Annotated in this window: 23 protein-coding genes; 14 read left to right on the forward strand and 9 right to left on the reverse strand. The window is 52.8% G+C overall.

Features of this window, described 5'->3' with window-relative positions:
- From hcr to EC840_RS11520, 5 genes are all read left to right on the forward strand, one after another.
- Nucleotides 1-1,014: an NADH oxidoreductase gene (hcr, locus tag EC840_RS11500; RefSeq protein WP_132965399.1), complete on the forward strand. Its 1,014-nt coding sequence runs from the start codon at nt 1-3 to the stop codon at nt 1,012-1,014.
- A gap of 294 nt (nt 1,015-1,308) precedes the next feature.
- Entirely contained in the window at nt 1,309-3,030 is a 1,722-nt protein-coding gene (gene poxB / locus EC840_RS11505; protein ID WP_132965401.1) for a ubiquinone-dependent pyruvate dehydrogenase, read from the forward strand.
- Between the two features lie 188 nt (nt 3,031-3,218).
- Nucleotides 3,219-4,232 carry a low-specificity L-threonine aldolase gene (ltaE, locus tag EC840_RS11510; protein WP_132965403.1) on the forward strand — a complete coding sequence of 338 codons (1,014 nt, stop codon included), beginning with the start codon at nt 3,219-3,221 and terminating at the stop codon, nt 4,230-4,232.
- Between the two features lie 84 nt (nt 4,233-4,316).
- Nucleotides 4,317-5,771, forward strand: a complete 1,455-nt coding sequence (locus EC840_RS11515) for a DUF2867 domain-containing protein (RefSeq protein WP_132965658.1) — start codon at nt 4,317-4,319, stop codon at nt 5,769-5,771.
- 156 nt (nt 5,772-5,927) lie between these two features.
- Nucleotides 5,928-6,962 (forward strand): NAD(P)-dependent oxidoreductase, encoded by a 1,035-nt coding sequence (locus EC840_RS11520; protein WP_112287286.1) that lies wholly within the window; start codon nt 5,928-5,930, stop codon nt 6,960-6,962.
- A 37-nt stretch (nt 6,963-6,999) separates the two neighbouring features.
- On the opposite strand, the gene EC840_RS11525 is transcribed toward EC840_RS11520, so the two are convergent.
- A complete protein-coding gene (locus tag EC840_RS11525) occupies nt 7,000-7,848 on the reverse strand; it encodes an N-acetylmuramoyl-L-alanine amidase (RefSeq protein ID WP_129638980.1) in 849 nt (282 codons plus the stop codon).
- Entirely contained in the window at nt 7,845-8,171 is a 327-nt protein-coding gene (locus tag EC840_RS11530; RefSeq protein WP_112287284.1) for a heavy metal-binding domain-containing protein, read from the reverse strand. Before EC840_RS11530 ends, EC840_RS11525 begins: the two co-directional genes overlap by 4 nt.
- A 189-nt stretch (nt 8,172-8,360) precedes the next feature.
- Between EC840_RS11530 and EC840_RS11535 the strand changes: the two genes are divergently transcribed.
- The 9 genes from EC840_RS11535 (at nt 8,361) to sanA (ending at nt 17,202) form a co-directional block, all read left to right on the forward strand.
- On the forward strand, nt 8,361-8,942 hold the full coding sequence (locus tag EC840_RS11535; RefSeq protein ID WP_112287283.1) for a lipoprotein: 582 nt from the start codon (nt 8,361-8,363) through the stop codon (nt 8,940-8,942).
- Nucleotides 8,943-9,152: 210 nt separating this feature from the next.
- On the forward strand, nt 9,153-9,881 hold the full coding sequence (gene artP / locus EC840_RS11540) for an arginine ABC transporter ATP-binding protein ArtP (RefSeq protein ID WP_112287396.1): 729 nt from the start codon (nt 9,153-9,155) through the stop codon (nt 9,879-9,881).
- 47 nt (nt 9,882-9,928) lie between these two features.
- Complete coding sequence (artJ, locus tag EC840_RS11545) at nt 9,929-10,660, forward strand: arginine ABC transporter substrate-binding protein (protein ID WP_112287282.1); 732 nt, start codon at nt 9,929-9,931, stop codon at nt 10,658-10,660.
- A 12-nt stretch (nt 10,661-10,672) separates the two neighbouring features.
- Nucleotides 10,673-11,389, forward strand: a complete 717-nt coding sequence (gene artQ / locus EC840_RS11550; RefSeq protein ID WP_013574753.1) for an arginine ABC transporter permease ArtQ — start codon at nt 10,673-10,675, stop codon at nt 11,387-11,389.
- The gene (artM, locus tag EC840_RS11555) at nt 11,389-12,057 is read left to right on the forward strand and encodes an arginine ABC transporter permease ArtM (protein ID WP_132965405.1); all 669 of its coding nucleotides are present in this window, start codon (nt 11,389-11,391) and stop codon (nt 12,055-12,057) included. The genes artQ and artM overlap by 1 nt, the downstream gene beginning before the upstream one ends.
- A 226-nt stretch (nt 12,058-12,283) precedes the next feature.
- The gene (locus EC840_RS11560) at nt 12,284-13,018 is read left to right on the forward strand and encodes an arginine ABC transporter substrate-binding protein (protein WP_129638982.1); all 735 of its coding nucleotides are present in this window, start codon (nt 12,284-12,286) and stop codon (nt 13,016-13,018) included.
- A 298-nt stretch (nt 13,019-13,316) separates the two neighbouring features.
- Nucleotides 13,317-14,201, forward strand: a complete 885-nt coding sequence (gene cdd / locus EC840_RS11565) for a cytidine deaminase (RefSeq protein WP_129638983.1) — start codon at nt 13,317-13,319, stop codon at nt 14,199-14,201.
- Nucleotides 14,202-14,359: 158 nt separating this feature from the next.
- A complete protein-coding gene (locus tag EC840_RS11570) occupies nt 14,360-16,057 on the forward strand; it encodes an NAD-dependent malic enzyme (RefSeq protein ID WP_120161169.1) in 1,698 nt (565 codons plus the stop codon).
- Between the two features lie 227 nt (nt 16,058-16,284).
- A complete protein-coding gene (gene sanA, locus EC840_RS11575; protein WP_132965407.1) occupies nt 16,285-17,202 on the forward strand; it encodes an outer membrane permeability protein SanA in 918 nt (305 codons plus the stop codon).
- 105 nt (nt 17,203-17,307) lie between these two features.
- Here the strand turns inward: sanA and mglC are convergent, their stop codons facing one another.
- The 7 genes from mglC to EC840_RS11610 all read right to left on the reverse strand — a co-directional run bounded on the left by mglC (nt 17,308) and on the right by EC840_RS11610 (nt 25,849).
- Nucleotides 17,308-18,318, reverse strand: a complete 1,011-nt coding sequence (mglC, locus tag EC840_RS11580) for a galactose/methyl galactoside ABC transporter permease MglC (RefSeq protein ID WP_112287276.1) — start codon at nt 18,316-18,318, stop codon at nt 17,308-17,310.
- 18 nt (nt 18,319-18,336) lie between these two features.
- Entirely contained in the window at nt 18,337-19,872 is a 1,536-nt protein-coding gene (gene mglA / locus EC840_RS11585; RefSeq protein WP_112287275.1) for a galactose/methyl galactoside ABC transporter ATP-binding protein MglA, read from the reverse strand.
- A gap of 226 nt (nt 19,873-20,098) precedes the next feature.
- Nucleotides 20,099-21,097: a galactose/glucose ABC transporter substrate-binding protein MglB gene (gene mglB / locus EC840_RS11590; RefSeq protein WP_132965409.1), complete on the reverse strand. Its 999-nt coding sequence runs from the start codon at nt 21,095-21,097 to the stop codon at nt 20,099-20,101.
- 249 nt (nt 21,098-21,346) lie between these two features.
- Nucleotides 21,347-22,390 (reverse strand): HTH-type transcriptional regulator GalS, encoded by a 1,044-nt coding sequence (gene galS, locus EC840_RS11595; RefSeq protein WP_129638987.1) that lies wholly within the window; start codon nt 22,388-22,390, stop codon nt 21,347-21,349.
- Nucleotides 22,391-22,660: 270 nt separating this feature from the next.
- Entirely contained in the window at nt 22,661-23,815 is a 1,155-nt protein-coding gene (gene yeiB / locus EC840_RS11600) for a DUF418 domain-containing protein YeiB (protein ID WP_129638988.1), read from the reverse strand.
- Nucleotides 23,816-23,929: 114 nt separating this feature from the next.
- Complete coding sequence (gene folE / locus EC840_RS11605; protein ID WP_112287271.1) at nt 23,930-24,595, reverse strand: GTP cyclohydrolase I FolE; 666 nt, start codon at nt 24,593-24,595, stop codon at nt 23,930-23,932.
- A gap of 126 nt (nt 24,596-24,721) precedes the next feature.
- Nucleotides 24,722-25,849 (reverse strand): YbfB/YjiJ family MFS transporter, encoded by a 1,128-nt coding sequence (locus EC840_RS11610; RefSeq protein WP_132965411.1) that lies wholly within the window; start codon nt 25,847-25,849, stop codon nt 24,722-24,724.
- Between the last annotated feature and the right edge of the window lie 80 nt (nt 25,850-25,929).

Here is a 25,929-nt window from a genome sequence, read left to right on the forward strand (position 1 = left end):
ATGAATTTTCCTTTATTTCCCGATCAGCCGACCGCGCTGTGCCAGAACCGTATGCAGGTGTATTCCGTCACGCAGGAAACACCGGATGTCCGCACGCTGTCGCTGATAAATCACGATGTATATCCGTATCGCCCCGGCCAGTTTGCGCTGGTCAATATCGGCCAGAGTGGCGACGTACAGCGCGCATATACGCTGTCTTCCACTCCGGGCCAGAGCCGTTTTATTCAGCTGACGGTGCGCCGCATTGAAGGAGGCGCAGGTTCAGAGTGGCTGAATGAGCAGGTAAAACCCGGTGATTATCTGTGGCTGAGTGACGCGCAAGGGGAATTCACCTGCGACACGGAACAGCCCTTGCTCTTACTGGCTGCAGGTTGCGGCGTGACGCCGGTGATGTCGATCACGCGCGATGTTCTGGCACATCATCCGGCGCAAAGCGTACAGGTGTTTTACAGCGTGCGCAGCCCGCAGGACACTATCTTTGCCAGCGAATGGCAGCAGCTGGCGGCGCGCTATCCGCAACTGAATCTGACCCTTCTTGCTGAAAATGGTGCACTGCCGGGGCAAATCGCAGGGCGTCTGAGTCAGGATTTACTGCAAAGCCGGGTGCCGGATATTAAGACACGACGCGTGATGATTTGTGGCCCCGCGCCCTATATGCAACTGGCGGGTGACTGGGCAAAAGAACTCGGTGTGGCGGCGGGCAACATCGTCAAAGAGCAATTTCAGGCGATTGAAACCGTGGTATCTGCCGATCAGCAACTGACGCTGACACGCCTGATGCCGTTACAGAATTACCGCGTTCCGGTGGGAACGACATTGCTGGCTGCCATGGAACAGCATAGTTTGCCGGTCACCGCTGCCTGCCGTGCAGGCGTCTGCGGCAGTTGTAAAACCCGGATACTTTCCGGCGATTATCAGACCACCAGCCGCATGACGCTGACCGATGAAGAAGTCGCCAAGGGTTATGTGCTGGCCTGTAGCTGTCAGCTTCAGGGTGACGTCACCCTCGCCTGATCACGCATTAACTCACTGCCCGCACATGACTTTTTACAGTCTTCGCGGGCAGATTTACAAATCTTCACCTCCCTACCCCGCATATTTTTGTATGGTTTAAGGCTGAACATTCAAGGATGTAATCAGTGGACTATGCTTAATCCACTTATTTGAAAATTAGCCCTAAATCATTCGAGTTGGATCAAGGCGGCAACTGAGTGAATTCCCGGGAGCATACATAAGTATGTGACCGGGGTTCGCGAAAGCAGCCTACGCAGAGGCAGCTCGAAGGATGACGGGCGCACCGGAGGGACTATGAAACAAAGCGTAGCAGCATACCTGGCGAAAACTCTTGAAGCAGCAGGCGTAAAAAGGATCTGGGGCGTCACCGGCGACTCCCTGAACGGGCTCAGCGACAGCCTGAACCGCATGGGGACTATTGAATGGCTGGGCACGCGCCACGAAGAAGTCGCCGCCTTTGCCGCCGGTGCCGAAGCGCAAATTACCGGTGAACTGGCGGTGTGCGCCGGTTCCTGCGGGCCCGGCAACCTGCATCTGATCAACGGTTTGTTCGACTGCCACCGTAATCATGTTCCGGTGGTGGCGATTGCCGCGCATATTCCGTCGAGCGAAATCGGCAGCGGCTATTTTCAGGAAACCCATCCGACAGAATTATTCCGCGAATGCAGCCACTACTGCGAGCTGATCAGTAATCCCGAACAGTTGCCGCAGGTGCTGGCGATTGCCATGCGCAAAGCCATTCTCAACCGTGGCGTGTCCGTGATTGTGCTGCCAGGCGACGTGGCGCTTAAACCTGCGCCGGAAGACGCCAAAGTCAGCTGGTATCCGCCCGTACTGCCTAAAGTCACACCACAGCCTACCGAACTGGAAAAGCTGGCCGAACTGCTGAATGGTTCGACGAACATTACGATGATGTGCGGCAGCGGTTGTGCGGGTGCGCATGACGAAGTGATTAAGCTGGCTGAAACCCTGAAAGCGCCGGTTGTCCATGCACTGCGCGGTAAAGAACATATCGAATGGGACAATCCTTACAGCGTCGGGATGACCGGTCTGATCGGATTTTCTTCCGGTTACCACGCCATGCTCAATGCCGACACGCTGATCCTGCTCGGCACGCAATTCCCGTATCGGGCGTTTTATCCGACCGATGCCAAAATCATTCAGATTGATATCAATCCGGGCAGCATCGGCGCGCATTGTCACGTGGATATGGCGCTGGTCGGCGACATCAAATCTACCCTGACCGCCCTTCTGCCGCAGTTGCAGGTGAAGAACGAACGCAAATTCCTCGACAAAGCGCTGAAGCATTACGAAGAGGCACGTAAAGATCTCGACGGGCTGGCCACGCCGAACGACAAGCAGGCCATTCACCCGCAATATCTGGCACAGCAGATCAGCCGTTTTGCCGCAGCAGATGCGATTTTCACCTGCGACGTCGGTACGCCGACCGTGTGGGCATGTCGTTATCTGCAAATGAACGGCCAGCGCCGTTTGCTCGGTTCCTTCAACCACGGCTCAATGGCTAACGCCATGCCACAGGCAATTGGCGCGCAGGCCATCGACCGTTCGCGTCAAGTCGTTGCGCTGTGCGGTGACGGCGGTTTCGCGATGCTGATGGGGGATTTCCTGACGCTGGCGCAGCAAAAGCTGCCGGTGAAAATCATCATTTTCAACAACAGCGTGCTGGGCTTTGTGGCGATGGAAATGAAGTCAGGCGGTTACCTGACTGACGGTACCGAACTGAAAAACCCGGATTTCGCCGCCATTGCCGAAGCCGCGGGTATCAAAGGGATCCGTGTCGAGAAAGCGTCTGATATCGACACGGCTTTGCAGGATGCCTTCGCCTACGAAGGGCCGGTACTGATTGACGTGATCACCGCCACCGAAGAACTGGCAATGCCGCCGCAGATTAAATTCGAGCAGGCAAAAGGCTTCAGCCTTTACATGTTGCGCGCAGTGATCAGCGGCCGCGGCGACGAAGTGGTCGATCTGGCAAAAACCAACTGGCTGCGATAACCCTGACAGGGCTATAGTGCATGATTAGACAAACTCTCATATGCAGCCCTAAATAGTCCGGATTGAAATAAGGCGACAAGTTTGCGAGTCCCCGGAAGCTTAGATAACTAAGTGACCGGGGTGAGTAAACGCAGTCAACGCATCAGCAATTCGAGGTATGACGGGCATTCACCCAGAAGGAAGCCACGTTGATCGACTTACGCAGTGATACCGTAACCCGCCCCAGTGAAGCTATGCGTCAGGCCATGGCCAGCGCTGAAGTCGGCGATGATGTCTACGGCGATGACCCAACGGTAAACGCTTTACAGGACATGGCGGCACAACTTTGCGGCAAAGAAGCCGCGCTGTTTTTACCGACCGGAACGCAGGCCAATCTGGTGGCGTTACTGACGCACTGCCAGCGTGGCGAAGAATATATTGTCGGCCAGAAAGCCCACAACTATATGTATGAAGCAGGCGGCGCTGCGGTACTCGGCAGCATTCAGCCGCAGCCTCTGGACATGGACGCCGACGGTTCTATTCCGCTGGATAAAGTGGCCGCAGCCATCAAACCCGATGATATCCATTTCGCGCGTACCCGCCTGCTGAGCCTGGAAAACACGCACAGCGGCAAAGTGCTTCCGCTGGATTATCTGCAAAAGGCCTACGCGTTCACCCGTGAAAAAGGACTGGCATTGCATATCGACGGCGCGCGCATTATGAATGCGGCCGTGGCGCAAAACGTTGAACTGCGTGAAATTACACAGTATTGCGACACGCTGACCATTTGCCTGTCGAAAGGTCTGGGTGCGCCGGTTGGCTCACTGCTGGTCGGCAGCAAAGAGTATATCCAGCGTGCTAACCGCTGGCGCAAAATGACCGGCGGCGGTATGCGTCAGTCGGGCATTCTGGCAGCGGCGGCGATTTATGCGCTGGAAAATAACGTCGCACGTCTGAAAGATGACCACGACAATGCGCAGTGGCTGGCAGAAGAACTAAGCAAAATCGGCGTTGAAATCGCAGAGCCCGGTGCGCAAACCAACGTGCTCTACATCAAGCAAAGCGCGGAACTGGCTGCTAAAATGGGCCCGTGGATGCGCGAGCGCGGCGTGATCATCAGCGCAGGTCCTGTGACCCGCGTGCTGACGCACATCAATATCAGCCGCGAAGACCTGCAAAAAGTGGTCGCACTGTGGCAGGAATTCCTGCACCAGCACGCCTGATAGTCCGTTATGTCTGCGGCGGTAACCTGCGGGTTATCGCCGTACTTTCTGAATTCTCGCCCTACACTGACTGAGCAAATGGAAATGCCAATCTCGACACAAACTGGCCGGGTCGTCATTCTCGGTGCCAGCGGATATATAGGACAACACCTTACCGCCCACCTGAGCCGGAATGGTTTTCAGGTGACGGCAGCCGCACGCCGGATAGAGTGGCTGCAACAGCAAAAATGGCCGCATGTGCGCTGCTGTTTTGCCGATGTTTATCAGAGTAAAACACTGGCCGCTGCCTTTGAAGGCGCTGACGTGCTGGTGTATCTGGTTCACGCCATGACGGAAGATGATGACCTTCTGGAGAAAGAGCGGCAGGCGGCGCAGCATACCCTGCTGGCACTGAAAGACTCTCAGATAAAGCACATCGTTTATCTCGGTTCGATGCAGCCTGAAGACAATCACTCCCCGCATTTACAGGCCAGAAAACTGACCGGTGATTTGCTGCGCATGAGCAATATTCCGGTGACCGAGCTGCGCACCGGCATTGTCATTGGCGCGGGTTCAGCGGCGTTCGAAGTGATGCGGGACATGGTCTATAACCTGCCGGTACTGACGCCACCTCGCTGGGTGCGTTCAAAATCCTCACCGGTTGCGCTGGAAAATCTGCTCAATTATTTACAGGGCCTGGTGACATTACCGGCCACTGAGAACCGTGTTCTGGAAGCCGCCGGGCCGGAGTACATCAGCTATCAGACGTTGTTTGAACGCTTTATCGCCATGAGCGGAAAACGCCGCTGGCTGATCCCCATTCCCCTGCCGACTTCTTTTGTTTCGGTGTATTTTCTCAGTCTGATCACGTCTGTTCCGACGTCGCTCGCAAAGGCACTTATCCAGGGGCTGAACCATGATTTGCCCGCCGACAGCGCAGAATTGCAAAGATTGATTCCACAGGATTTGATCTCAATTGATGACGCGATCTGCAGCACGCTTGAGCAGGAACAAAAGCAGGTGATGGATTCACCGGACTGGGGATATGATCCGGATGCCCGTGCGCGCTGGCGTCCCGGTTACGGTTATTACCCGAAGCAAGCCGGTTTCACGCTGGAAACGTCCGCCTCAAAAGCCTCGCTTTGGAAAGTCGTGCAGCAACTTGGCGGTCAGGAAGGCTATTATTATGCCAACGGATTATGGAAAACCCGCGCGCGCATGGACGATCTACTCGGCGGCGGTGTGAAATACGGTCGTCCGGATCGGGATTTCCTGAAAATTGGCGATAAAATTGATGGCTGGAAAGTGATCGGTCTGAAACCTCAGCGCGAACTGGCGTTGCTGTTCGGCATGAAAGCGCCGGGTTTAGGACGTCTGACCTTCACCATCACCGATAATGGTGAAAGCCGCAGTCTGGATGTTCGTGCGTGGTGGCACCCTGCCGGATTCAGCGGTCTGCTGTACTGGTTCAGTATGATGCCCGCTCATCAGTTTATTTTTCGTGGCATGGCAAAGCGTATCGCCAGCCTGGCCCGTCAGAAAGATCGTTGCGGACGCTAAAGGGGGTTAATTAATCCGCTTTCGCACACAGCTTGCACCCTTTCTCATTGCAACCCGCACAATTTCACGAAAGAATGGCACCCTTATTGCTCAGGGGTGCCAGAACTCCGACGCAGCAAACATTTTTTCTCTATTTCTGAAGGCATTGGCCTGTATATGAAGGTTTTGGTTACCGGCGCGAGCAGCGGTTTAGGGCGTAACGCCGTCGAGTTTCTGCGAAATAAAGGCATTAAAGTCAGAGCGACAGGACGTAATGCCGCTATGGGCTCACTTTTGCAAAAAATGGGCGCAGAATTTATTCATGCCGATCTCACCACGCTTATCTCCTCGCAGGCGAAAGCACTGCTGGCCGATATCGATACCGTCTGGCACTGTTCGGGGCTGATGTCGCCCTGGGGCAGCGAACAGGAATTCGAACTGGCGAATGTGCGCGCGACGCGACGTCTGGGCGAGTGGTCTGCGGCTTATGGCGTAGAAAACTTCGTCCATATTTCATCACCGGCCATCTATTTCGATTTCCATCATCATCGGGATATTCAGGAAGACTTCCGTCCGCACCGTTTCGCCAACTCTTTTGCGCGCAGTAAAGCCGCCGGTGAGCAGGTGATCCACACGCTGGCGATGTCTAACCCGCAAACCCATTTCACTATTTTGCGACCACAGGGTATTTTCGGCCCGCACGATAACGTGCTGTTGCCGCGCCTGATGCAGATGCTGAAATATGGCGGAACGCTGATGCTGCCGCGCGGCGGTGAAGCGCTGGTAGACATGACGTATGTTGAAAACGCCGTCCATGCGATGTGGCTGGCAACCCAAACACAAGCCACAGAATCTGGCCGCGCATTCAATATCACTAATCAGCAACCCCGCCCGCTGCGTACGCTGGTCAAACAGCTGATGGAAAATCTGGATATCAAATACCGCATCCGCTCAGTGCCGTATCCGCTGCTGGATATGATGGCGCGGGGCATGGAGCGCATCAGCAAAAGCTCCCATAAAGAACCGGTGCTGACACATTACAGCGTGGCAAAACTGAATTTTGACCTGACGCTGGATACCCAACGTGCGCAGAAAGAACTTGGCTACGTGCCGGTGATTTCGCTCGATCAGGGGATTATCCGCACCGCCGACTGGCTGCGCGATCACGGTAAACTTCAGGGACTGCACGGTATCGGGCCAAAACGAGACTGACAAAAGTGCGACTGACCGCAATGGTCAGCCGCGCTGATCAGCTATTGGGATCCGGATACTGCTGCAACAACGCCTGCGCAATGGCTTCGGTCTGGGCATCCGCATTCCCGCGATAATCACTCTGCCTGAAATGCATCTGGAACGCTGCAATCACCCGCTTTTGTTGCTGCGGTGTCATATTATCGTCCACTGTGTATCCGTACGCTTTCAGCAAGGCCAGTAAATGCGCCTGATCCACCGGCTGTTGCGGATTGCGCCCCGCAAGATACTGCTTCACCACATTCGCATCCGGCCAGGCGCCCACGCCGCGTTTCGCCATTTCCTGCCACGGAAATAACGGCCCGGGATCGTCCTTGCGCTGCGGCGCAATATCACTGTGTCCCACCACATTGCGTGGCTCAATCTGATAACGTGCGACAATCTCTTTGCTCAAATTTGCCAGCAAATCAATTTGCGCAGGCGGGAACGGATAGAACTTTTTGCCGAGCAGATAATGGCTGTAGCCTTTGTTTTCCAGCTCGATACCCACCGACGTATCGTTCAGATTGGTGCGCCCGCGCCAGCCACTGGCACCCGCGTGCCAGGCACGCATATTTTCCGGTACCAGTTGCCACGCCACCGGTTTACCGTCTTCCAGCGGCGGTTTTGCCGGAATAAGGTAATGCGCACTGACGTGCTCATCGGTTAGCGTATTTAATGCGTTGTGGAAATCTTCCGCAGTATAGTGGATGACCAGAAAGCGGATCCGCTGATCCGCACCCTGCGCCTGTCGCGTAGTTTCCAGCCGGAACGGTGCATCGTCCGGCTGTTGGCTGGCGTGCTGACAACCGGCCAGCATCAGTAAAGCGGCGGTTAACAGACCACGCCTGATACGCTGGCCGATCATTTGCGATGCACAATGACAGCCGTACCGGAGACGCTCACCATCAGCATGCTGCTGTCTTTGCCCACGGTTTCATAATCGATATCAATACCGACAACGGCATTCGCGCCACGTTCTTTCGCCTGTTCTTCCAGTTCACGGAAAGCAATTTCACGCGCCTTGCGCAGCTCTTTTTCATACGCGCCTGAGCGCCCGCCGACGATATCGCGCACACCGGCAAAGAAATCACGGAAAATATTCGCGCCTAAAATCGCTTCGCCTGTCACCACGCCACAATATTCAGCGATAGTGAAACCTTCGAGGGTCGGAGTAGTTGAAACTTGCATGAGTATTCCTTATCAGTTGTCGTCCAAAGCCTGGCATTCATTTCATTTACAGCATAAACCATGCGTGCGGCATCGAGGTATCAGCCGGTGACTGATTTTCTCTTCGCCATGCATTAAGCCAAATCGGTTTTATACTGTATGGTAAAGAAAGTCATGGTGAAAATGTTCAATCTTTCAGTAAGGAATACGATGAAAAAGAAAACTCTTGTCGCCGCAATCCCGTTGGTGTTCATGTTAAATGCCTGCACCACGGTCGAACCTGCATACAAGGACATTGGCAGCCGTACCGCGCCGTGTGTCGACGGCGGCCCGGACAGCGTGGCTCAGCAATTCTATGATTTCCGCATTAAGCAAGGCGGCAGCGGTTTACCAAACTCCAGCCAGCTTGCCGCTTACCGGCCTTACCTGAGTACGGCGTTGTATAATGCGTTACTCAAAGCGCAGTCACAGCCTAAAGTGGATCTCGCCGCCACACCGAATGAAAAAACCGGTAACGGCGCAGTCGACGGCGATATCTTCTCCAGCCTGTTTGATGGCCCGACGTCCGCTTCTGTGGACAGCGCCTCAACCATTCCAAACACTGACGCCCGCAACATTCCTCTGCGCGTGACCTTCACACATGAGAAGGACAAAGGCGCATCCACCAGCTGGAAAGATGAAGTGTTAATGGTACGCGAAGGGAAATGCTGGACCGTCGATGATGTCCGCTACATGGCGAATCTTGATTTTGCTTCCAGCGGAACATTACGCCAGGTTTTAGAACACCAGTAACCGCTCTGCTTTCTAAAAATACCTCGTGAAAAAGGTTGGTCAGTGATGAATAACGTCATTGACCAACACCCCCGTCACAGATAGTTAACAATATGTTGTGCTAGACTTTAGCCTTCCTGCGGCAACACATAATTTTTAAGCCGCGATCGTTGCATAACTATGCTGTGGAAGTTACCATCTGCGGCATCAATGGCTATTCACTATTTGCGCATGAGTATTCAACTTAATAGCATCAACTGCTTCTACGGCGTGCATCAGGCGCTTTTTGACATTCAGCTTAACTGCCCCGCCGGTGAGACTTTGGTTTTACTCGGACCCAGTGGCGCAGGTAAAAGCTCCCTGTTACGTGTTCTGAACCTGCTGGAAATGCCGCGTTCAGGGACGTTGCAAATCGCCGGTAATACCTTCGATTTCACCCGTAAACCGGACGAGAAAGCCGTTCGTGAACTGCGTCAGAATGTCGGAATGGTCTTCCAGCAATACAATCTGTGGCCGCACCGCACCGTGCTCGACAACTTACTGGAAGCCCCGATGCGTGTTCTGGGTCTGACCAAAGATGTCGCGATGCAACGCGCCGAGAAATTGCTGACCCGTCTGCGTCTGACCGATTACGCGGATCGTTTTCCGCTGCACCTTTCCGGTGGCCAGCAACAGCGAGTTGCGATTGCCCGTGCGCTGATGATGGAGCCTCAGGTTCTGCTGTTTGATGAACCGACGGCGGCGCTGGATCCGGAAATCACTGCTCAGATCGTCAGCATTATTCGCGAACTGGCTGGCACCGGCATTACCCAGGTTATCGTGACCCATGAGGTTGAAGTGGCGCGTAAAACCGCCAGCCGCGTGGTGTATATGGAAAATGGCCGCATCGTCGAACAGGGTGATGCCTCCATTTTCGCCCAGCCGCAAACCAAAGAGTTTGCCAGCTATCTTTCCCATTAACTGTATTTTCACCAATACATTGATTGATGTTTTCTACGGAGTTAGCGATGAAAAAATTAGTAATTGCCGCGGTTCTGGCTACCGTCAGTTTGTCAGCCAGCGCGGCTGATACCATCCGTTTTGCGATGGAAGCGTCTTATCCTCCGTTTGAGTTTGTAGACTCCAGCAATCAGATTCAGGGCTTCGATGTCGATCTGGCTAATGCGATGTGTAAAGAGATGCAGGCAACCTGTACTTTTACCAACCAGGCCTTCGACAGTCTGATCCCAAGCCTGAAATTCCGCCGTTTTGACGCGGTGATTTCCGGTATGGACATCACGCCTGAACGTGAAAAACAAGTGTCCTTCACCAACGCTTACTACGACAACTCCGCTATTTTCATCGCGCATTCTGGTCAGTTCGCTGATGTTGCTGCGCTGAAAGGCAAACGTGTCGGTATGCAAAACGGCACCACTCATCAGAAATTCCTGATGGATAAGCATCCTGAAATCACTGCCGTGCCTTACGACAGCTATCAGAATGCCGTGCTGGATCTGAAAAATGGTCGTCTGGACGCGGTATTCGGTGACACCGCAGTGGTGAACGAATGGCTGAAGCAGAACAAAAACCTGGCCGCTGTCGGTGACAAAATCACTGACCCGACATACTTCGGTACCGGTCTGGGTGTTGCGGTTCGTCAGAACAATACTGAATTGCTGACTAAACTGAATGATGCTCTGGCAAAAGTGAAAGCAGACGGCACTTACAAAACGCTGTATTCAAAATGGTTCCAGCAATAAGTTTGCCTATCAATGACTGAATTCCAACCTTTAGCAAGCGCCGCCGGGATGACCGTCGGCCTTGCCGTTTGTGCGCTGATCCTCGGCCTGGTGCTGGCGATGATCTTCGCTGTCTGGGAATCCGCGCCGTGGAAGCCGCTTAGCTGGCTGGGCACCGCGTGGGTCACCGTGCTGCGCGGCCTGCCGGAAATCCTGGTGGTGCTGTTCATCTATTTCGGTTCTTCTCAGCTGCTGATGGTGCTGGCCGATGGCTTTAGCATCAATCTTGGTCTGTTCGCGATCCCGATCAAGCTGCCGATTGAGAATTTCGAAGTCAGCCCGTTCGTCTGTGGCGTGATCGCCCTTTCCCTGCTGTATTCGGCTTATGCATCGCAGACTTTACGTGGCGCACTGAAAGCCGTGCCGCAAGGTCAGTGGGAATCCGGTCAGGTGCTGGGCATGAAAAAATCAGCGATTTTCTTTCGCCTGATCATGCCGCAAATGTGGCGTCATGCATTGCCGGGGCTGAGCAATCAGTGGCTGGTGCTGCTGAAAGATACCGCGCTGGTGTCGCTTATCAGCGTGAATGACCTGATGCTGCAAACCAAAAGCATCGCGACCCGTACTCAGGAGCCGTTTACCTGGTATGTGATTGCGGCCTGCATTTATCTGCTTGTCACCCTGTTCAGCCAGTTCGTGATTAAACGCATCGAACTGCGTACCACCCGCTTTGAACGGAGTGCTTCCTGATGTGGGAATATTTACCTGAAGTCCTCAAAGGATTGCACACCAGCCTGACGCTGACTGTCGCGGCGCTGATTGTGGCGCTGCTGCTGGCGATGATTTTCACCGTGATTCTGACGCTGAAAGTGCCGGTCGCCAGCCAGATTGTGAAAGGTTACATCACGCTGTTTACCGGCACCCCGTTGCTGGTGCAGATCTTCCTGATTTACTACGGTCCGGGTCAGTTTCCTTCGATCCGTGAAATTCCGTGGTTATGGGAAGTGCTGTCGCAACCGTGGCTATGCGCGATGTTTGCTCTGGCGCTGAACAGCGCGGCATATACCACGCAGCTGTTTACCGGTGCGGTACGCGCCATTCCTTCCGGTCAGTGGCAATCTTGTGAAGCGTTGGGTATGTCGAAGCCGCAGACCCTGCGCATTCTGCTGCCCTTCGCGTTTAAGCGTGCGCTGTCGTCGTACTCCAACGAAGTGGTGCTGGTGTTTAAAAGTACCTCGCTGGCCTACACCATCACGCTGATGGATGTTATGGGTCACAGCCAGCTGATGTATGGCCGCACGTATGACGTGATGGTCTTTGGTGCAGCCGGTCTGGTGTATCTGTGCGTCAACGGTTTACTGACCCTGATGATGCGTCTGATTGAACGCCGTGCGCTGGCATTTGAACGCCGCAACTGATTAAGCAGAAAATACCTGAAGGGACGAGAAATCGTCCCTTTTTTTTGTGCCTGTAAAACCGGCCTCATGCCAGTTTATAATTTTTTAATCAAATTTATTGCATACAAATTCATTTAATGGCACTTTAATTACCGGTCTCACTTCCTGCCAGTTACCCGATTATATTAATAAAATCAGTAAACTGTACCGTGAAGGGAATGTCATTTTTTGAACAGGAATGTATTGCATGAAAAAGCTGATCCTCGCTGCCCTTTTGTCTGCCACTGCTTTTGCTGCCACTGCTGCAGATACTATTCGTTTCGGTACTTCCGCCACGTATCCGCCGTTTGAATCGATCGGTGCTGATAATCAGATTATTGGTTTTGATATCGATCTGGCGAACGCGCTGTGTAAGCAAATGCAGGAAACCTGCACCTTTACCAATCAGCCGTTTGATGGTCTGATCCCGGCGCTTAAATTCCGTCGTTTCGATGTGATCATTTCCGGCATGGACATTACCGAAGAGCGCAGCAAGCAGGTCACCTTTACCCAGCCTTACTACGCTAATACCGCGATGATCATCGGGCCAAAAGGCAAGTTCGCGTCCATCGCTGACCTGAAAGGCAAACGCGTCGGACTGGAAAATGGCACCACACACCAGAAATACCTGATGGAAAAACACCCTGAAATCACCACCGTCGGGTATGACAGCTATCAGAATGCGATTCTGGATCTGAAAAGTGGTCGCCTGGACGGCCTGTTAGGCGACACCGCGGTGCTAAATGGCTGGCTGAAATCCAACCCGAATCTCGGTGAAGTGGGTGAACTGATTAAAGATCCGCAATACTTTGGTACCGGCGTCGGCATGGCGGTGCGTCCTGATAATAAGGAACTGCTGGCGAAACTGAACACGGCGCTCGAAGGCATCAAAGCCAACGGCGAATTCCAAAAGATCAATGATAAGTGGTTCCCGTCCCACTGATCCCCCGTCATCCTTCGAGCTGACGCTGCGTTGGCCGCGTACCAATCTGCTCCCGGCAGATTGGTCACTCACCCCGGTCACATACTGATGTATGCTCCCGGGGTTCACTCAGTTACCGCCTGGATTCAGCTCGAATGATTTTGGGGAACGGACTAAAAAGGCGGCTGTTCTGCGTAACATCTCTCAAAAATGTAATCTGCCAGAACTTATTACATCGAAAAAGTGATATCCGTCACACTACATTCATGGAATGACTTTTAAACTGTTCAACCGTAATCACTGTCGAGATCGAATGTTTATGCACGCACGTTTTCATACCGCCTTTGCGGCACTCCCTGAAAATTTATCCTCCGCGCTTGAGCCATTTCTGCGACATGACGACTTTCCGGCAATGTTCTCTGCGGCGGATGTTGCAGAGATAAAACAAGCGACAGGATTGAATGACGATGCGCTGGCCTTTGCTTTACTGCCGCTGGCCGCCGCCTGTTCCGTCACGCCTATTTCTCATTTCCACGTCGGTGCCATTGCCCGCGGTATTTCCGGCAATCTGTATTTCGGTGCCAATATGGAATTCGCCGGTGCGCCAATGCAGCAAACGGTTCACGCCGAGCAATCTGCAGTCACACATGCCTGGCTGCGGGGCGAAACCCGTCTGGCTTCCATCACCGTGAACTACACGCCTTGCGGTCACTGCCGTCAGTTTATGAATGAACTGACCAGCGGAACGGCGCTGAATATTCATCTGCCGGACAGAGACGTCGCCACGCTGGGCGATTATCTGCCGCATTCATTCGGACCGAAGGATCTGGATATCACCACCCTGCTGATGGATAAGGTCGATCACGGTTTCAAAACCGATACGACTGATGCGCTGGCGCTGCTTGCGCTGGATGCCTGTAACCAGAGTCATGCGCCTTACAGCAAATCGCACAGTGGTGTGGCACTGGAAACATCCAGCGGCAAACAGTTTGCTGGTCGCTACGCAGAAAACGCTGCGTTTAACCCAAGCCTGCCTCCGTTACAGGCCGCATTAATCTTGCTGAATATGTCGGGAGAAGATTGCCTGAACGTTCGTCGCGCGGTGCTGGTTGAGCAAAAAGAGGCGCTGATCACCCAAAAAGATGCCACACGCGCCACCTTAAACGCGCTGGGCTGTCAGGATGTGAGCACGCTGACCTGCTGATAGTGTGAGCGGGTTAACACTAAAGACTCCAATTCCGGAGTCTTTAGTTACATAACATTGTCATTACATTTGTCATTTGAAATCCTTATTTCCTCTCTGTTACCCTCACCGCTCCGAAATATAAAAAACAACATTCTGAACACCGGAAGAGTAAAACGATGGAACTTGAATACGAAAGTAAACGTCCCCTGTACATCCCTCACGCTGGCCCGATCCTGTTAGAATTCCCGCTGCTGAATAAAGGCAGTGCGTTCACCGAAGAAGAACGCAGCAATTTCAACCTCCACGGGTTGCTCCCGGAAGCGGTTGAAACTATCGAGGAACAAGCCGACCGTGCTTACCGCCAGTTTCAGAATTTCAAAACCGACATCGATAAGCATATCTATCTGAGAAACATTCAGGACACCAACGAAACACTGTTCTACCGCCTTCTCGACAGCCATCTCAGCGAAATGATGCCGGTGATTTATACCCCGACCGTCGGCGAAGCCTGTGAACACTTTTCTGATATTTACCGCCGCGCACGTGGCCTGTTTATCTCTTATCCGAACCGCGCTCACATTGATGACATGCTGCAAAACGCCACCAAACAACATGTAAAAGTCGTGGTGGTAACTGACGGTGAACGCATCCTTGGACTGGGCGATCAGGGCATCGGCGGGATGGGCATTCCGATTGGTAAGCTGTCTCTTTACACCGCGTGTGGCGGCATCAGCCCGGCCTACACCCTGCCGGTCGTGCTCGACGCGGGGACAAACAATCCGCAACTGCTTAATGACCCGCTGTATATGGGCTGGCGTCATCCGCGCATTACCGGTGAAGAGTATGAAGCCTTCGTCGATCAGTTCATTCAGGCAGTAAAAATCCGCTGGCCGAACGTGCTGTTGCAGTTTGAAGATTTCGCGCAGAAGAACGCCATGCCGCTCCTCGAACGTTATCGCGACGAGCTGTGCTGCTTTAACGATGATATTCAGGGCACAGCTTCCGTGGCGCTGGGCAGCCTGATTGCCGCCAGCAAAGCCGCCGGTGGCAAACTGAGTGATCAGACTGTCGCTTTCCTGGGTGCGGGTTCCGCCGGTTGTGGTATCGCCGAGCAAATCGTTGCGCAGATGAAATCAGAAGGCCTGAGCGAAGAAGAAGCCCGTGCGAAAGTCTTCATGGTGGATCGCTTTGGTTTGCTGACTGACAAACTGCCAAACCTGCTGGATTTCCAGAGCAAACTGGTGCAGAAAAGCAGCGCACTGGCAAGCTGGGGTATGGCGAATGACAGCATTTCGTTGCTGGATGTGGTGCGTAACGCCAGGCCGACTGTGCTTATCGGCGTATCCGGCCAGCCGGGTCTGTTCACCGAAGAAATCATCCGCGAAATGCATAAACATTGTGCGCGTCCGGTGGTAATGCCGCTGAGCAACCCGACATCGCGCGTAGAAGCCACGCCTGCCGATATCCTGAACTGGACCGACGGCGCGGCGCTGGTGGCCACCGGAAGCCCGTTTGCACCGGTAAGCCATAAAGGCACGCTTTACCCTATTGCCCAGTGCAATAACTCCTTTATCTTCCCGGGCATCGGTCTGGGTGTCATTGCTTCAGGCGCTACCCGCGTCACTGACGGTATGCTGATGGCTGCAAGCCGTACACTGGCAGAGTGTTCTCCGCTGGCGACCGAAGGTAAAGGCTCCCTGCTGCCGGACGTCGATGATATTCAGGGCGTGTCTAAATGCATCGCGCTGGAAGTCGGCAAAGCCGCACAGTTGCAGGGCGTGGCGATGGTGACGTCGGAAGATTCGCTGTCGAAAGCGATTGAGCACAACTTCTGGGCACCGCAATACCGCAGCTATAAACGCACCTCTTTCTGATAGCATTTTCGTCAAAAGCTGACTGACCATGATCCAGACCAATGCCCTGCGCATTGGTCTTTTTTTTCGGCTAAATTGCAGCGCATTACGCAGATTCGAAAGTAATTGCCTGAAAAGTGCTGAAAAAACCCGCGAAGCCGGCCGATGCAGAGTCCAACGTATTGCGAACCCCGAAGAGGTAAAGTAGCCTTGGATCCGATTTCCATCTGGTCATAACAGGGATACCTATGATTAAGCGACTTATAGCTGGCGTTTTCGGCATCATTATTCTGATGCTGGCTGTCGCTATTGGGCTTGATCAGTGGATCAGCTTACGCACCCAGCCTTATATTTACGACGAAGTACAGACCCTGCCACATCGTCAGGTCGGCGTGGTACTCGGAACGTCAAAATATTACCGCACCGGCGTGATCAACCAGTATTACCTGTACCGCATACAGGGCGCGATTAATGCTTACAACAGCGGTAAGGTAAAATACCTGCTGCTCAGTGGTGATAATGCGCAGCAAAGTTACAATGAGCCGAGCACCATGCGACGTGACCTCATCGCCGCCGGGATCCCCGCCAGCGACATTGTGCTCGATTACGCCGGATTCAGGACGCTCGATTCCATCGTGCGCACGCGTAAAGTCTTCGACACCAACGATTTCATCATTATTACCCAGCGTTTCCACTGTGAACGTGCGCTGTTTATCGCGTTGCATATGGGGATTCAGGCACAATGTTTTGCCGTCCCTTCGCCGAAAAACATGCTCAGCGTCCGCAGCCGTGAAATCTTCGCCCGTCTGGGCGCGCTGACCGATTTGTATCTGCTTAAACGCGAGCCGCGCTTCCTTGGCCCGTTGATCCCAATCCCTGCGATACACAATATTCCTGATGATGCCCAGGGCTATCCGGCGGTGACGCCTGAGCAGTTACTGGCTCTGCAACAACAGCTGGAAGACGAGAAGAAAGCCGCTATCGCCAAAGCCGCGGCTGATAAAGCAGCAGCAGATAAAGCGGCTGCGGATAAAGCCGCCGAAGAACAAGCGGCAAAATTGAAAGCCGAGCAGGAAGCCAATGAAGCCGCTCAGGCTGAAACCGAGGATGCCGCTCCTCAACCTGAACCGGCGAAACCGGTGGGCAGAAATCCATTCCAGCAGTGAAAACCACACAGCTCCCACCCCTGCGAAGGGGGTAGCAGTCCGGTTCCGTATTTACGACAGCAAAAAGGCCGCATACGCGGCCTTTTGTTTTTACTACCCGATAACTTATTTTTTCTTGGCGTATTTCAAAGAGTCCAGCGCCACCGCGAAGATGATGATGCTGCCTTTGATGATGTACTGCCAGTAAGGGTTCACGCCGATATAGGTCAGACCGTAGTTGATGACGGTGAAGATCAGCACACCGGTTACCACGCCTGCCACAGAACCCACACCACCGGCGAATGATACGCCACCGACCACGCACGCTGCGATGGCATCGAGTTCGTACATAAAGCCGAGGTTGTTGGTCGCACTGCCGATACGCCCTGCTTCCAGCAAACCACCGAAGGCATAGAACACACCAGAGAGCGCGTAAATCATGATCAGGTTTAACGGTACGTTAACGCCTGATACTTTCGCAGCTTCCGGGTTACCGCCGATGGCGAAGATGTTTTTACCAAAGCGCGTTTTGTTCCACAACACCCAGACGAAGGCGATAGCAATGACCGCATAGAAGGTGATGTAGGAAAGCTTCAGGCCGCCCAGGTGGATAAAGCCCTGTGCAAACTTGGAGAAAGCAGGATCGAAACCGGCAATCGGTGAGGAGCCCACATAGTCGTAATACAGGGAGTTAATCCCGTAAACGATAATCATGGTACCCAACGTAGTGATAAACGGCGTCACGTTCAGGTAAGCGATGATAATACCGTTAAGCAAACCGATCAGCGCGCCGACGATACACACGGTAAGAATGACCAGCGGGATCGGCACCACTTCCAGATGTGGGAAGACTTTGTTGACGTTGTCCATTGCCTGCAACATGGTGGCTGCGACAACCGCCGCTAAACCAACCTGACGACCGGCAGACAGGTCGGTACCTTGTGTGACAATCAGACCCGCCACACCAAGCGCAATAATCACGCGCACAGAAGATTGCGTAAGAATGTTACTTAAGTTAACCAGACTGAGGAAGCTGGGATCCTGGATGATAATAATGGCCAGTAAGACCAGCAGTACCACATAAATCCCGCCCTCTTTTAAATAAGTGAGCACACTTTTCTTATTTAATGCTTTCATAATAAGAACCCTTAAAAATTAGAGATGCAAGGAAGCCAGGCGTAATATTTCATTCTGCGAAGTCGTTTTTGTGTCAACAATACCCGCAACCTGTCCATTACTCATAACCAATATTCTGTCAGTAATACCCAGCAACTCAGGCATTTCAGAGGAGATAATAATGATCCCCTTCTCTTTTTTAGCCAACTCGGTGATTAACTGGTAAATTTCAAATTTAGCGCCAACGTCAATCCCACGAGTTGGTTCATCCAGCATTAATATTTCAGGATTGGTTAATAACCAGCGCCCGATAATGACTTTTTGCTGGTTCCCGCCAGACAAAGAGCCAATACTGGTTTTATGCCCTGGTGTTTTCACGCGCATGGAATCGATAACCCACTGGGTATCGCTTTTCATACGGGCGGTGTCGAGCAATCCGGCTTTATTTTTATATTGACGGATGTTCGAAATCAGCGAGTTAAAACCGATATCCAGATACGCATAAATACCGGTTGAACGACGCTCTTCAGTCACCAGCGCAAACCCGTGATTAATGGCTTCATTGGCGCTGTGATTGTTAATTTTTTTGCCGTGCAGTTTAATGGTTCCGGATACTTTCTCACGGATGCCAAATAAGGTTTCAACGATATCCGTACGTTTCGCACCGACCAGACCGGCAATTCCGAGGATTTCCCCTTTATGTAAATCAAAGGAAATATCGCGGATCGAAGGCTGACGCAGTGAAGTCAGATTACGGACTTCGAGGATCACTTCACCCGGGACGTTCTGACGATCCGGGAAGCGCTGACTGAGTGAACGACCGACCATCATGGAAATGATTCTGTCCATGTCGAGGCCTTCCAGCGACTGAGTGGCAATCCACTGACCGTCACGCAGGATGGTGATTTCATCACACAGCTGGAAAATTTCTTCCATCTTATGAGAGATATACACAATGCCGCAGCCGCGATCTTTCAGCTTACGAATAATCGTGAACAGGTGGTTCACTTCCTTTTCCGTCAGGGAAGATGTCGGTTCGTCCATAATGACGATTTTGGCATTGTAGGAAAACGCCTTGGCGATTTCGATCATCTGCATCTGGGAAACAGACAATTTACCGACCTTATCACGCGGATCGATATCGATATCCAGCTCATCAAAAATCGCTTTGGTGTCTTTGTACATTTTGTCCTGATCGACAAAAATGCCTTTGGTCGGATAACGTCCCAGCCACATGTTGTCCATGACGGTACGTTGTAACACCAGGTTTAATTCCTGATGCACCATCGACACACCTTGTTCAAGCGCCTCTTTGGAACTTTTAAAATTAACTTCCTGTCCCTGAAAAAGAATCGTACCCGAGTCTTTGCTGTAAATTCCAAAAAGACATTTTAATAATGTGGATTTACCCGCGCCATTTTCACCCATTAAGGCATGGATAGAATGCGGACGCACTTTTAAATTCACATTATCTAACGCCTTAACGCCCGGGAATGATTTATTAATGCCGCTCATTTCCAGCAGGAATTCACCTGGCTTTTCTGTTTTTGTGTCAGATAACGAAATATCGGCCATAGTTGTACCTGGCTAAAGATAAAAATAAACGGATGTATTAATACCTGATGTCAGCCCTGCGTATGGCCGGTATACGCACCACACGCAGAGCGACATGACGTCCTGTCAGATAAGCATTAACGTCTAATCATACTTAGTCTTTATTTACGGCTTAACCGCAATTATTTTTGCCACTGCTTAGCTTTGTTTTTTATTGCTGTCTGTCTTTACTGCTGCTGACGTCGACTTATTTCACGAAAGTAGACAGATTATCTTTATCTACAGCCACGTAAGGAATACGAACGACTTTATTTTCAACTTTCCAGCTGGTGCCATCAGCTGCGGATTTGCCTGCAGCCAGATTTTTAGCCAGCTCAAAGGTTGCTTTAGCCTGGTTGCTTGCATCGTTCAGCACGGTACCGGCCATTGCGCCAGATTTAACCAGGGCCAGCGCTTCTGGCAACGCATCCACACCGAAGACCGGAATGCTGGATTTGTTATGAGATTTCAGTGCTTCTACAGCGCCCATTGCCATTGCGTCGTTGTTGGCGATAACCACTTCGATTTTGTTAGCGTTAGGACCGGACAACCATGCGTCCATTTTGTCTTTCGCCTGAGCGGTATCCCACATGGCGGTATCGAGCTGCAGCTGATCAGTTTTCAGGCCTTCTTTGCCATTCAGGGTGCTGATCACGTATTTAGTACGCGCTTCAGCATCCGGGTGACCCGGCTCGCCTTTGATCAGTACGTACTGGATGGTGCCGTCTTTGTTCAGATCCCAGGCCGGGTTAGCTTTCCAGTGTTTAGCAATCAGCTCACCCTGGATAACGCCGGATTCTTTAGAGTCAGTCCCGACGTAATACGCTTTGTCGTAGCTGTCTAAATCTTTACGGGAAGGTTCTTTGTTATAGAAAACAACAGGAATGCCAGCACCGCGGGCTTTCTCGATAATTACCGGGGCAGCAGCCGGGTCAACCAGGTTGATGGCTAACGCTTTAACACCCTTCGCCAGCATAACGTCAACCTGGTCATTCTGGGTGGACTGGCTGTTTTGCGAGTCATTCATCAGCAGTTGCACATCTGGAGACGCTTTTGCATCTTTCTCAATGGCTTTGCGAACTTCGGACATGAAGTTGTCATCATATTTGTAGACGGTGACGCCGATTTTTGTATCAGCAGCATGCGCGGCAAAACCAAACATCATGCTTGCAGCCAGAGTCGCCAGGGTGAAGACCTTCTTATTCATTTGTATCTCCGGTTATGTAGGGTGTTACAGAATGTGGCACCGGAAATCCATGCGGGAGCAGTACAGATCCACGCTATGTTTGCGGGTGCCTGCCATCCTTGACTTATAACGTCCTGACTCGCTGTGAAACAAGTCCGCCAGGCGGACCCAAATTGAATCATATTGAAAACGAATGAATCATAATGTGCGTGATGTTAATAAACTGTGAAAGTTCTCACAGATTGAAAACGGTTACATCGCGTTATTTGATCAATAAGTGACGGGCGCCACATTTTGCCACGGTGACACCGAATGGCGTCTGACCAGCGTCGGCATAAAACAATGCGATACGCCCGCAGATAGCTGTTCTGCCGCACCTTTTAGCGCCAGTTCGGTCGCCAGTGTTGCCATCGAAACGATCGGATAGCGCACCGTCGTCATCTTCGGACTGGTATAACGGGCAATCGGAATATCATCAAAACCAATCAAAGAAAAATCGTCTGGAATGTTAATTCCGTTTTCTTTCAACACGGCCATCGCACCCGCCGCCATCGAATCGTTATACGCAAACACCGCACTCAGATGTAAATTACGGCCAAGCAATTCCACCATCGCCGCCTCCCCGCCCTGCAGATCCGGCGAACTTTGCGCCCGCCATGCGGCAGGTGGCGCATCACCGCTCTGATGTGCCTGCGTCATTGCTTGAGTCATTGCCTGTGAGTAACCCTGATAACGCTGCAAATCGTCTTCGATTCCGTGACTGGAACCGATATAACCAATGCGCTGATGCCCCTGAGATAGCAGTAAACGGGTCGCCATTTCCGCACCGCTGACGTTATCAAGCCAGACGCAACGGTGTTCGTAGCCCGGAATAACCCGGTTAATCAGCACCATGCCGGAAACCTGATCCATAAAGCGGGAAAGCTCGTCATCGCCCAGTGCTTTGGAATGCACAATCAGCGCGTTACAGCGTTGTCGAATCAAAACTTCAATAGCATGCCTTTCTTTTTCGGCAATATGATAGCTGTTACCTATCAGGACATATTTCTGATGCTGCTGTGCAACGGTATCCACCGCTTTCACCAGCGCGCCAAAAAACGGATCGGAAACGTCCATCACGACAACGCCAATGGTGTCGCTGGTTTGAGTTGCCAGCGCCTGCGCATTGGCATTTGGCCGGTATCCCAGCGTGGCGACCGCCTGTAAAACTTGTTCGCGCGCTTCTTTGCTGGCGATTGCCGGATTGTTCAGAACACGTGAAACGGTGGCGACAGAAACGCCCGCCAGCCGGGCGACATCACGAATGGTGACCATGCGTCGCTCCGTGATCAGCCAGAGAATGGTAAGGAGGAATACGGAAATTTCTAACCCAGGAAGTAAAAAATGCAGACAAAGAGAAGCGAGGTGAAGTGCTCATGGCGTTTCCTTTATTAGTGTAGTGGTCGTCGGACTGGCACGACCGCTATCCTAATCATTTTGTGAAAACGCCTGCGTGAATCTCGTCACAGGAAAGAAAACGTTTACATACAATTTTGCAACCTTCATCCCAAATCCATCATTTAGGATGATGTATCGACATCAGGCTCAGGTGGTTTTCAGTTCTTCGCCTGCGGCTTTCGCCGTCAGAAGACGCCATAACCATTCCACCGGCCCCTGCCTGAAACGGCGCAACCACAGCAGCGTCACCAGCAGATTACATGCCCAGACCAGCGGCACCAGCGCCACCAGTTGCAGGCGGTCGAAGTGCTGGTAGAAGCCGAAAATGTTGAAGAAGGTGGTGCAGATGAGAGTCTGTAACAGATAGTTTGTCAGCGCCATGCGACCAATCATTGATACCCAGCGCGTCAGTCGCCAGCGGGAGATCTGCGGCCAGAAGCCGTAACACAGGGCCAGATAGCTGACGGCCTGCATCAGCGAGCCAATTTCACGCGGCACCTGCAACAAAAAACCACTCCAGCGGTAGTCCCAGCCGGTGCGGTATTGCATGTATATCGCCGGAATTTGTATCAGCAATGAAAGCGGTAACAGCACTGCGGCAACTTTACGGTAATGCGAGGGACGAAACCCACCTTTCAGCCAGCCGCTGCGCATCAGACCGGAACCTATAAGCATTGCGCCCGCCAGTTCCCAGCCATATTGCGCGCCGATCGCCAGAAGACTCGACGACAGCAAATCGAGCCGGTTCTGAATCGCTTCCCAGCCGCCTTTCAGCCGCCAGTATTGTTCATATTGAATCTCCGCTGGTCCCGGAAGCCAGAAACTGCCGGGCTTGGGCGAACTGATAAGCCCGAGCATGGCCAGTACCGCCACGCCAATCAGATACAAAATAATGCCCGTGGAAATCAGCGACTGACTGCTGCGCCCTTCCCGCACCATCCGCCAGCACACCAGACCGATCAGTCCGTAAGACAGCAAAATATCGCCATCCCACAGCAAGGTCGCGTGTAAAAATCCGCACAGCAACAGAATCGAAAGACGCGCCTGGATCCAGTGTTTACCACGCGGCAGCAACAAATACAGTCCGCCGCCAAACAGCATGGCGAACATCATCAGGAATTTGCCCTGCGCCACGACGTCGAGCACCGCCCATGTCCAGGTATCAGAAGTCGAGGGTGTACCGGCAAATGCCGGATTCAGGTAAGCGGCTTTCGGTAAACCGAAGGCGCTGATATTGAGCAGAAGAATGCCAAAAATGGCGAGACCACGGGCAAAGTCGAGCGTGGCAATACGTGAGCGCATACCTGGCGTTCCTGTTAACGGTAAGGAGCTGATAATTGTGCGGGCTCCAGACAGACTAACGGCACCCTGAAGGTGCCGCAATATTAAAGTGTCTGACTGTTTAAAACGCTGCTGTTAGCTGGCGTGTCTTACGGTTCTTAAAAATTCTTGTCGCGTATTCTGGCTGGATTTGAAAAGTCCACCGAGTGATGTTGTCGTCGTTGCGCTGGTCGCGTCACGCACACCGCGCGCTTTCACGCAGTAATGCACCGCATCAATGGAAACCGCCACGTTGGTGGTGCCGAGCAGGGTCTGCAAGGCCACCAGAATCTGCTGGGTCAGACGTTCCTGAACCTGCGGACGCTGCGAGAAGAACTGCACGATGCGGTTGATTTTCGACAGACCAATCACGGTGTCTTTCGGGATGTACGCCACGGTCGCTTTACCGTCGATGGTCACGAAATGGTGTTCACAGGTGCTGGTCAGCGTAATGTCGCGCACGGTGACCATTTCATCCACTTTCATCTTATTTTCGATGACGGTGATTTTCGGGAAGTTGGCGTAATCGAGCCCGGAGAAAATTTCATCCACATACATCTTGGCGATGCGGTGCGGCGTTTCCGCCAGACTGTCATCGGAAAGATCCAGATTAAGAAGCTGCATGATACCGGTCATATGTTCCTGGATCCGCTGCTTGCGCGTTTCATTATCGATCGGCAAAGCTTCACGCAGAGGGGTTTCCAGACCACGGGCTAACAGGGCCTCGTGAACCAAATTGGCTTCTTTACTCAGGATTGGCATTCTTTCTTTCTCCGGCAGATGTAATCACTTTGACGCAGATCACGCTAAAGTGAGGTGGCTTACTGTAGAGGAGAGCCGGTTCAGAATCCAGTGATAGTGTTTCATGATGGATGAAATAGCTGCAACTTATCGGTTATGCCGGAAGACCAGCGCCCCTGCAATAATGAAACCAGCCAGCGCGACGTACAACGCAGGCTCCAGCTGATGCGTCAGCGCGGTAGAAATCGCCGACAGAACCGGGCCAAATAACTGACCGACGGCGTAACCGGTGGTCAGCAATCCGGCCATATAACGGCTGTGATTCGGCGCCAGTTCACGGCTGCACTGCAAAGCGAGTTGAACCACGCTGAGGAAACCGCCGCCGGTAAGCAATGCGCCGAGCACCAGACCGGTCACGCCCGGCACAACTTCCGCACATAAAATTCCCAGCCCCTGCGCCCATAATGTCAGCGCCAGACGTGTATGCGTCGTCAGGCGGTGCCGGGTCAGAATGCCGATGATAATACCGATAACCGCCGCGCCGCCAAACACCGGCCAGACGAACTGCGCGAACAGGCTGTCAGGAAAACGCGCACTCGCCATTTGCGATAAAAACGTCGCCGGAAGGATGTAACCAAAGCCAGCCAGACTGTAACTCCACACCAGACGTTTCAGCGCAGGCGTCATCACCAGCGGTTCCGTCGCCACATGGGAACGGTGCAGATCGCCTTTGCGCGGCAGATTCGGGGTGATAATCGCCACAAAAATCAGTGCCAGCACGCCGTAGACGCACCAGGCCTGCGCCGAGGTCAGGTGTAAGCTATGAATACCCACCGCTAACATGCCGCTGAGGAAAATCCCCGCCCCTGGCCCGGCGAAAACCGCCGCACTCAGTGCCGGACGGCCATAATGCGCCAGCCGTTCGTTACACCACGCCGACACCATCACCATCGCCCAGCCGCTGGTCCAGCCAATCATGAAGCGCACAATGCTGTGCAGCACTTCACCGGAAATCACCGCGGATAATAACGTGAGAACTACCCCGCCCCACACGCCGAGCCACAGACGGCGTTCGAGATGTTTGCTGGCACGCATTCCATCGAATGCGCCGCACAGATAACCAAGATAGTTGAAGGCCGCGACCAGCCCGGCGCCGGTCAGGCTGAACTGATGTTCAGCTATCATTAAAGGAACCTGCGGCGTAAAGGCGAAGCGCCCGATACCCATCGCGACCACAAAAGCCAGAAAACCACTTAATGCAATACGAAAAGCCATAACTGCTCCGTCAGAAGAAACCGCGATGCAACATGTCAGAAACAATGAATAAACATACTCAAAGCCTGTTGCCGAAAACA

Source organism: Rahnella sp. JUb53 (genome assembly GCF_004346065.1).
Lineage (GTDB): Bacteria > Pseudomonadota > Gammaproteobacteria > Enterobacterales > Enterobacteriaceae > Rahnella > Rahnella variigena.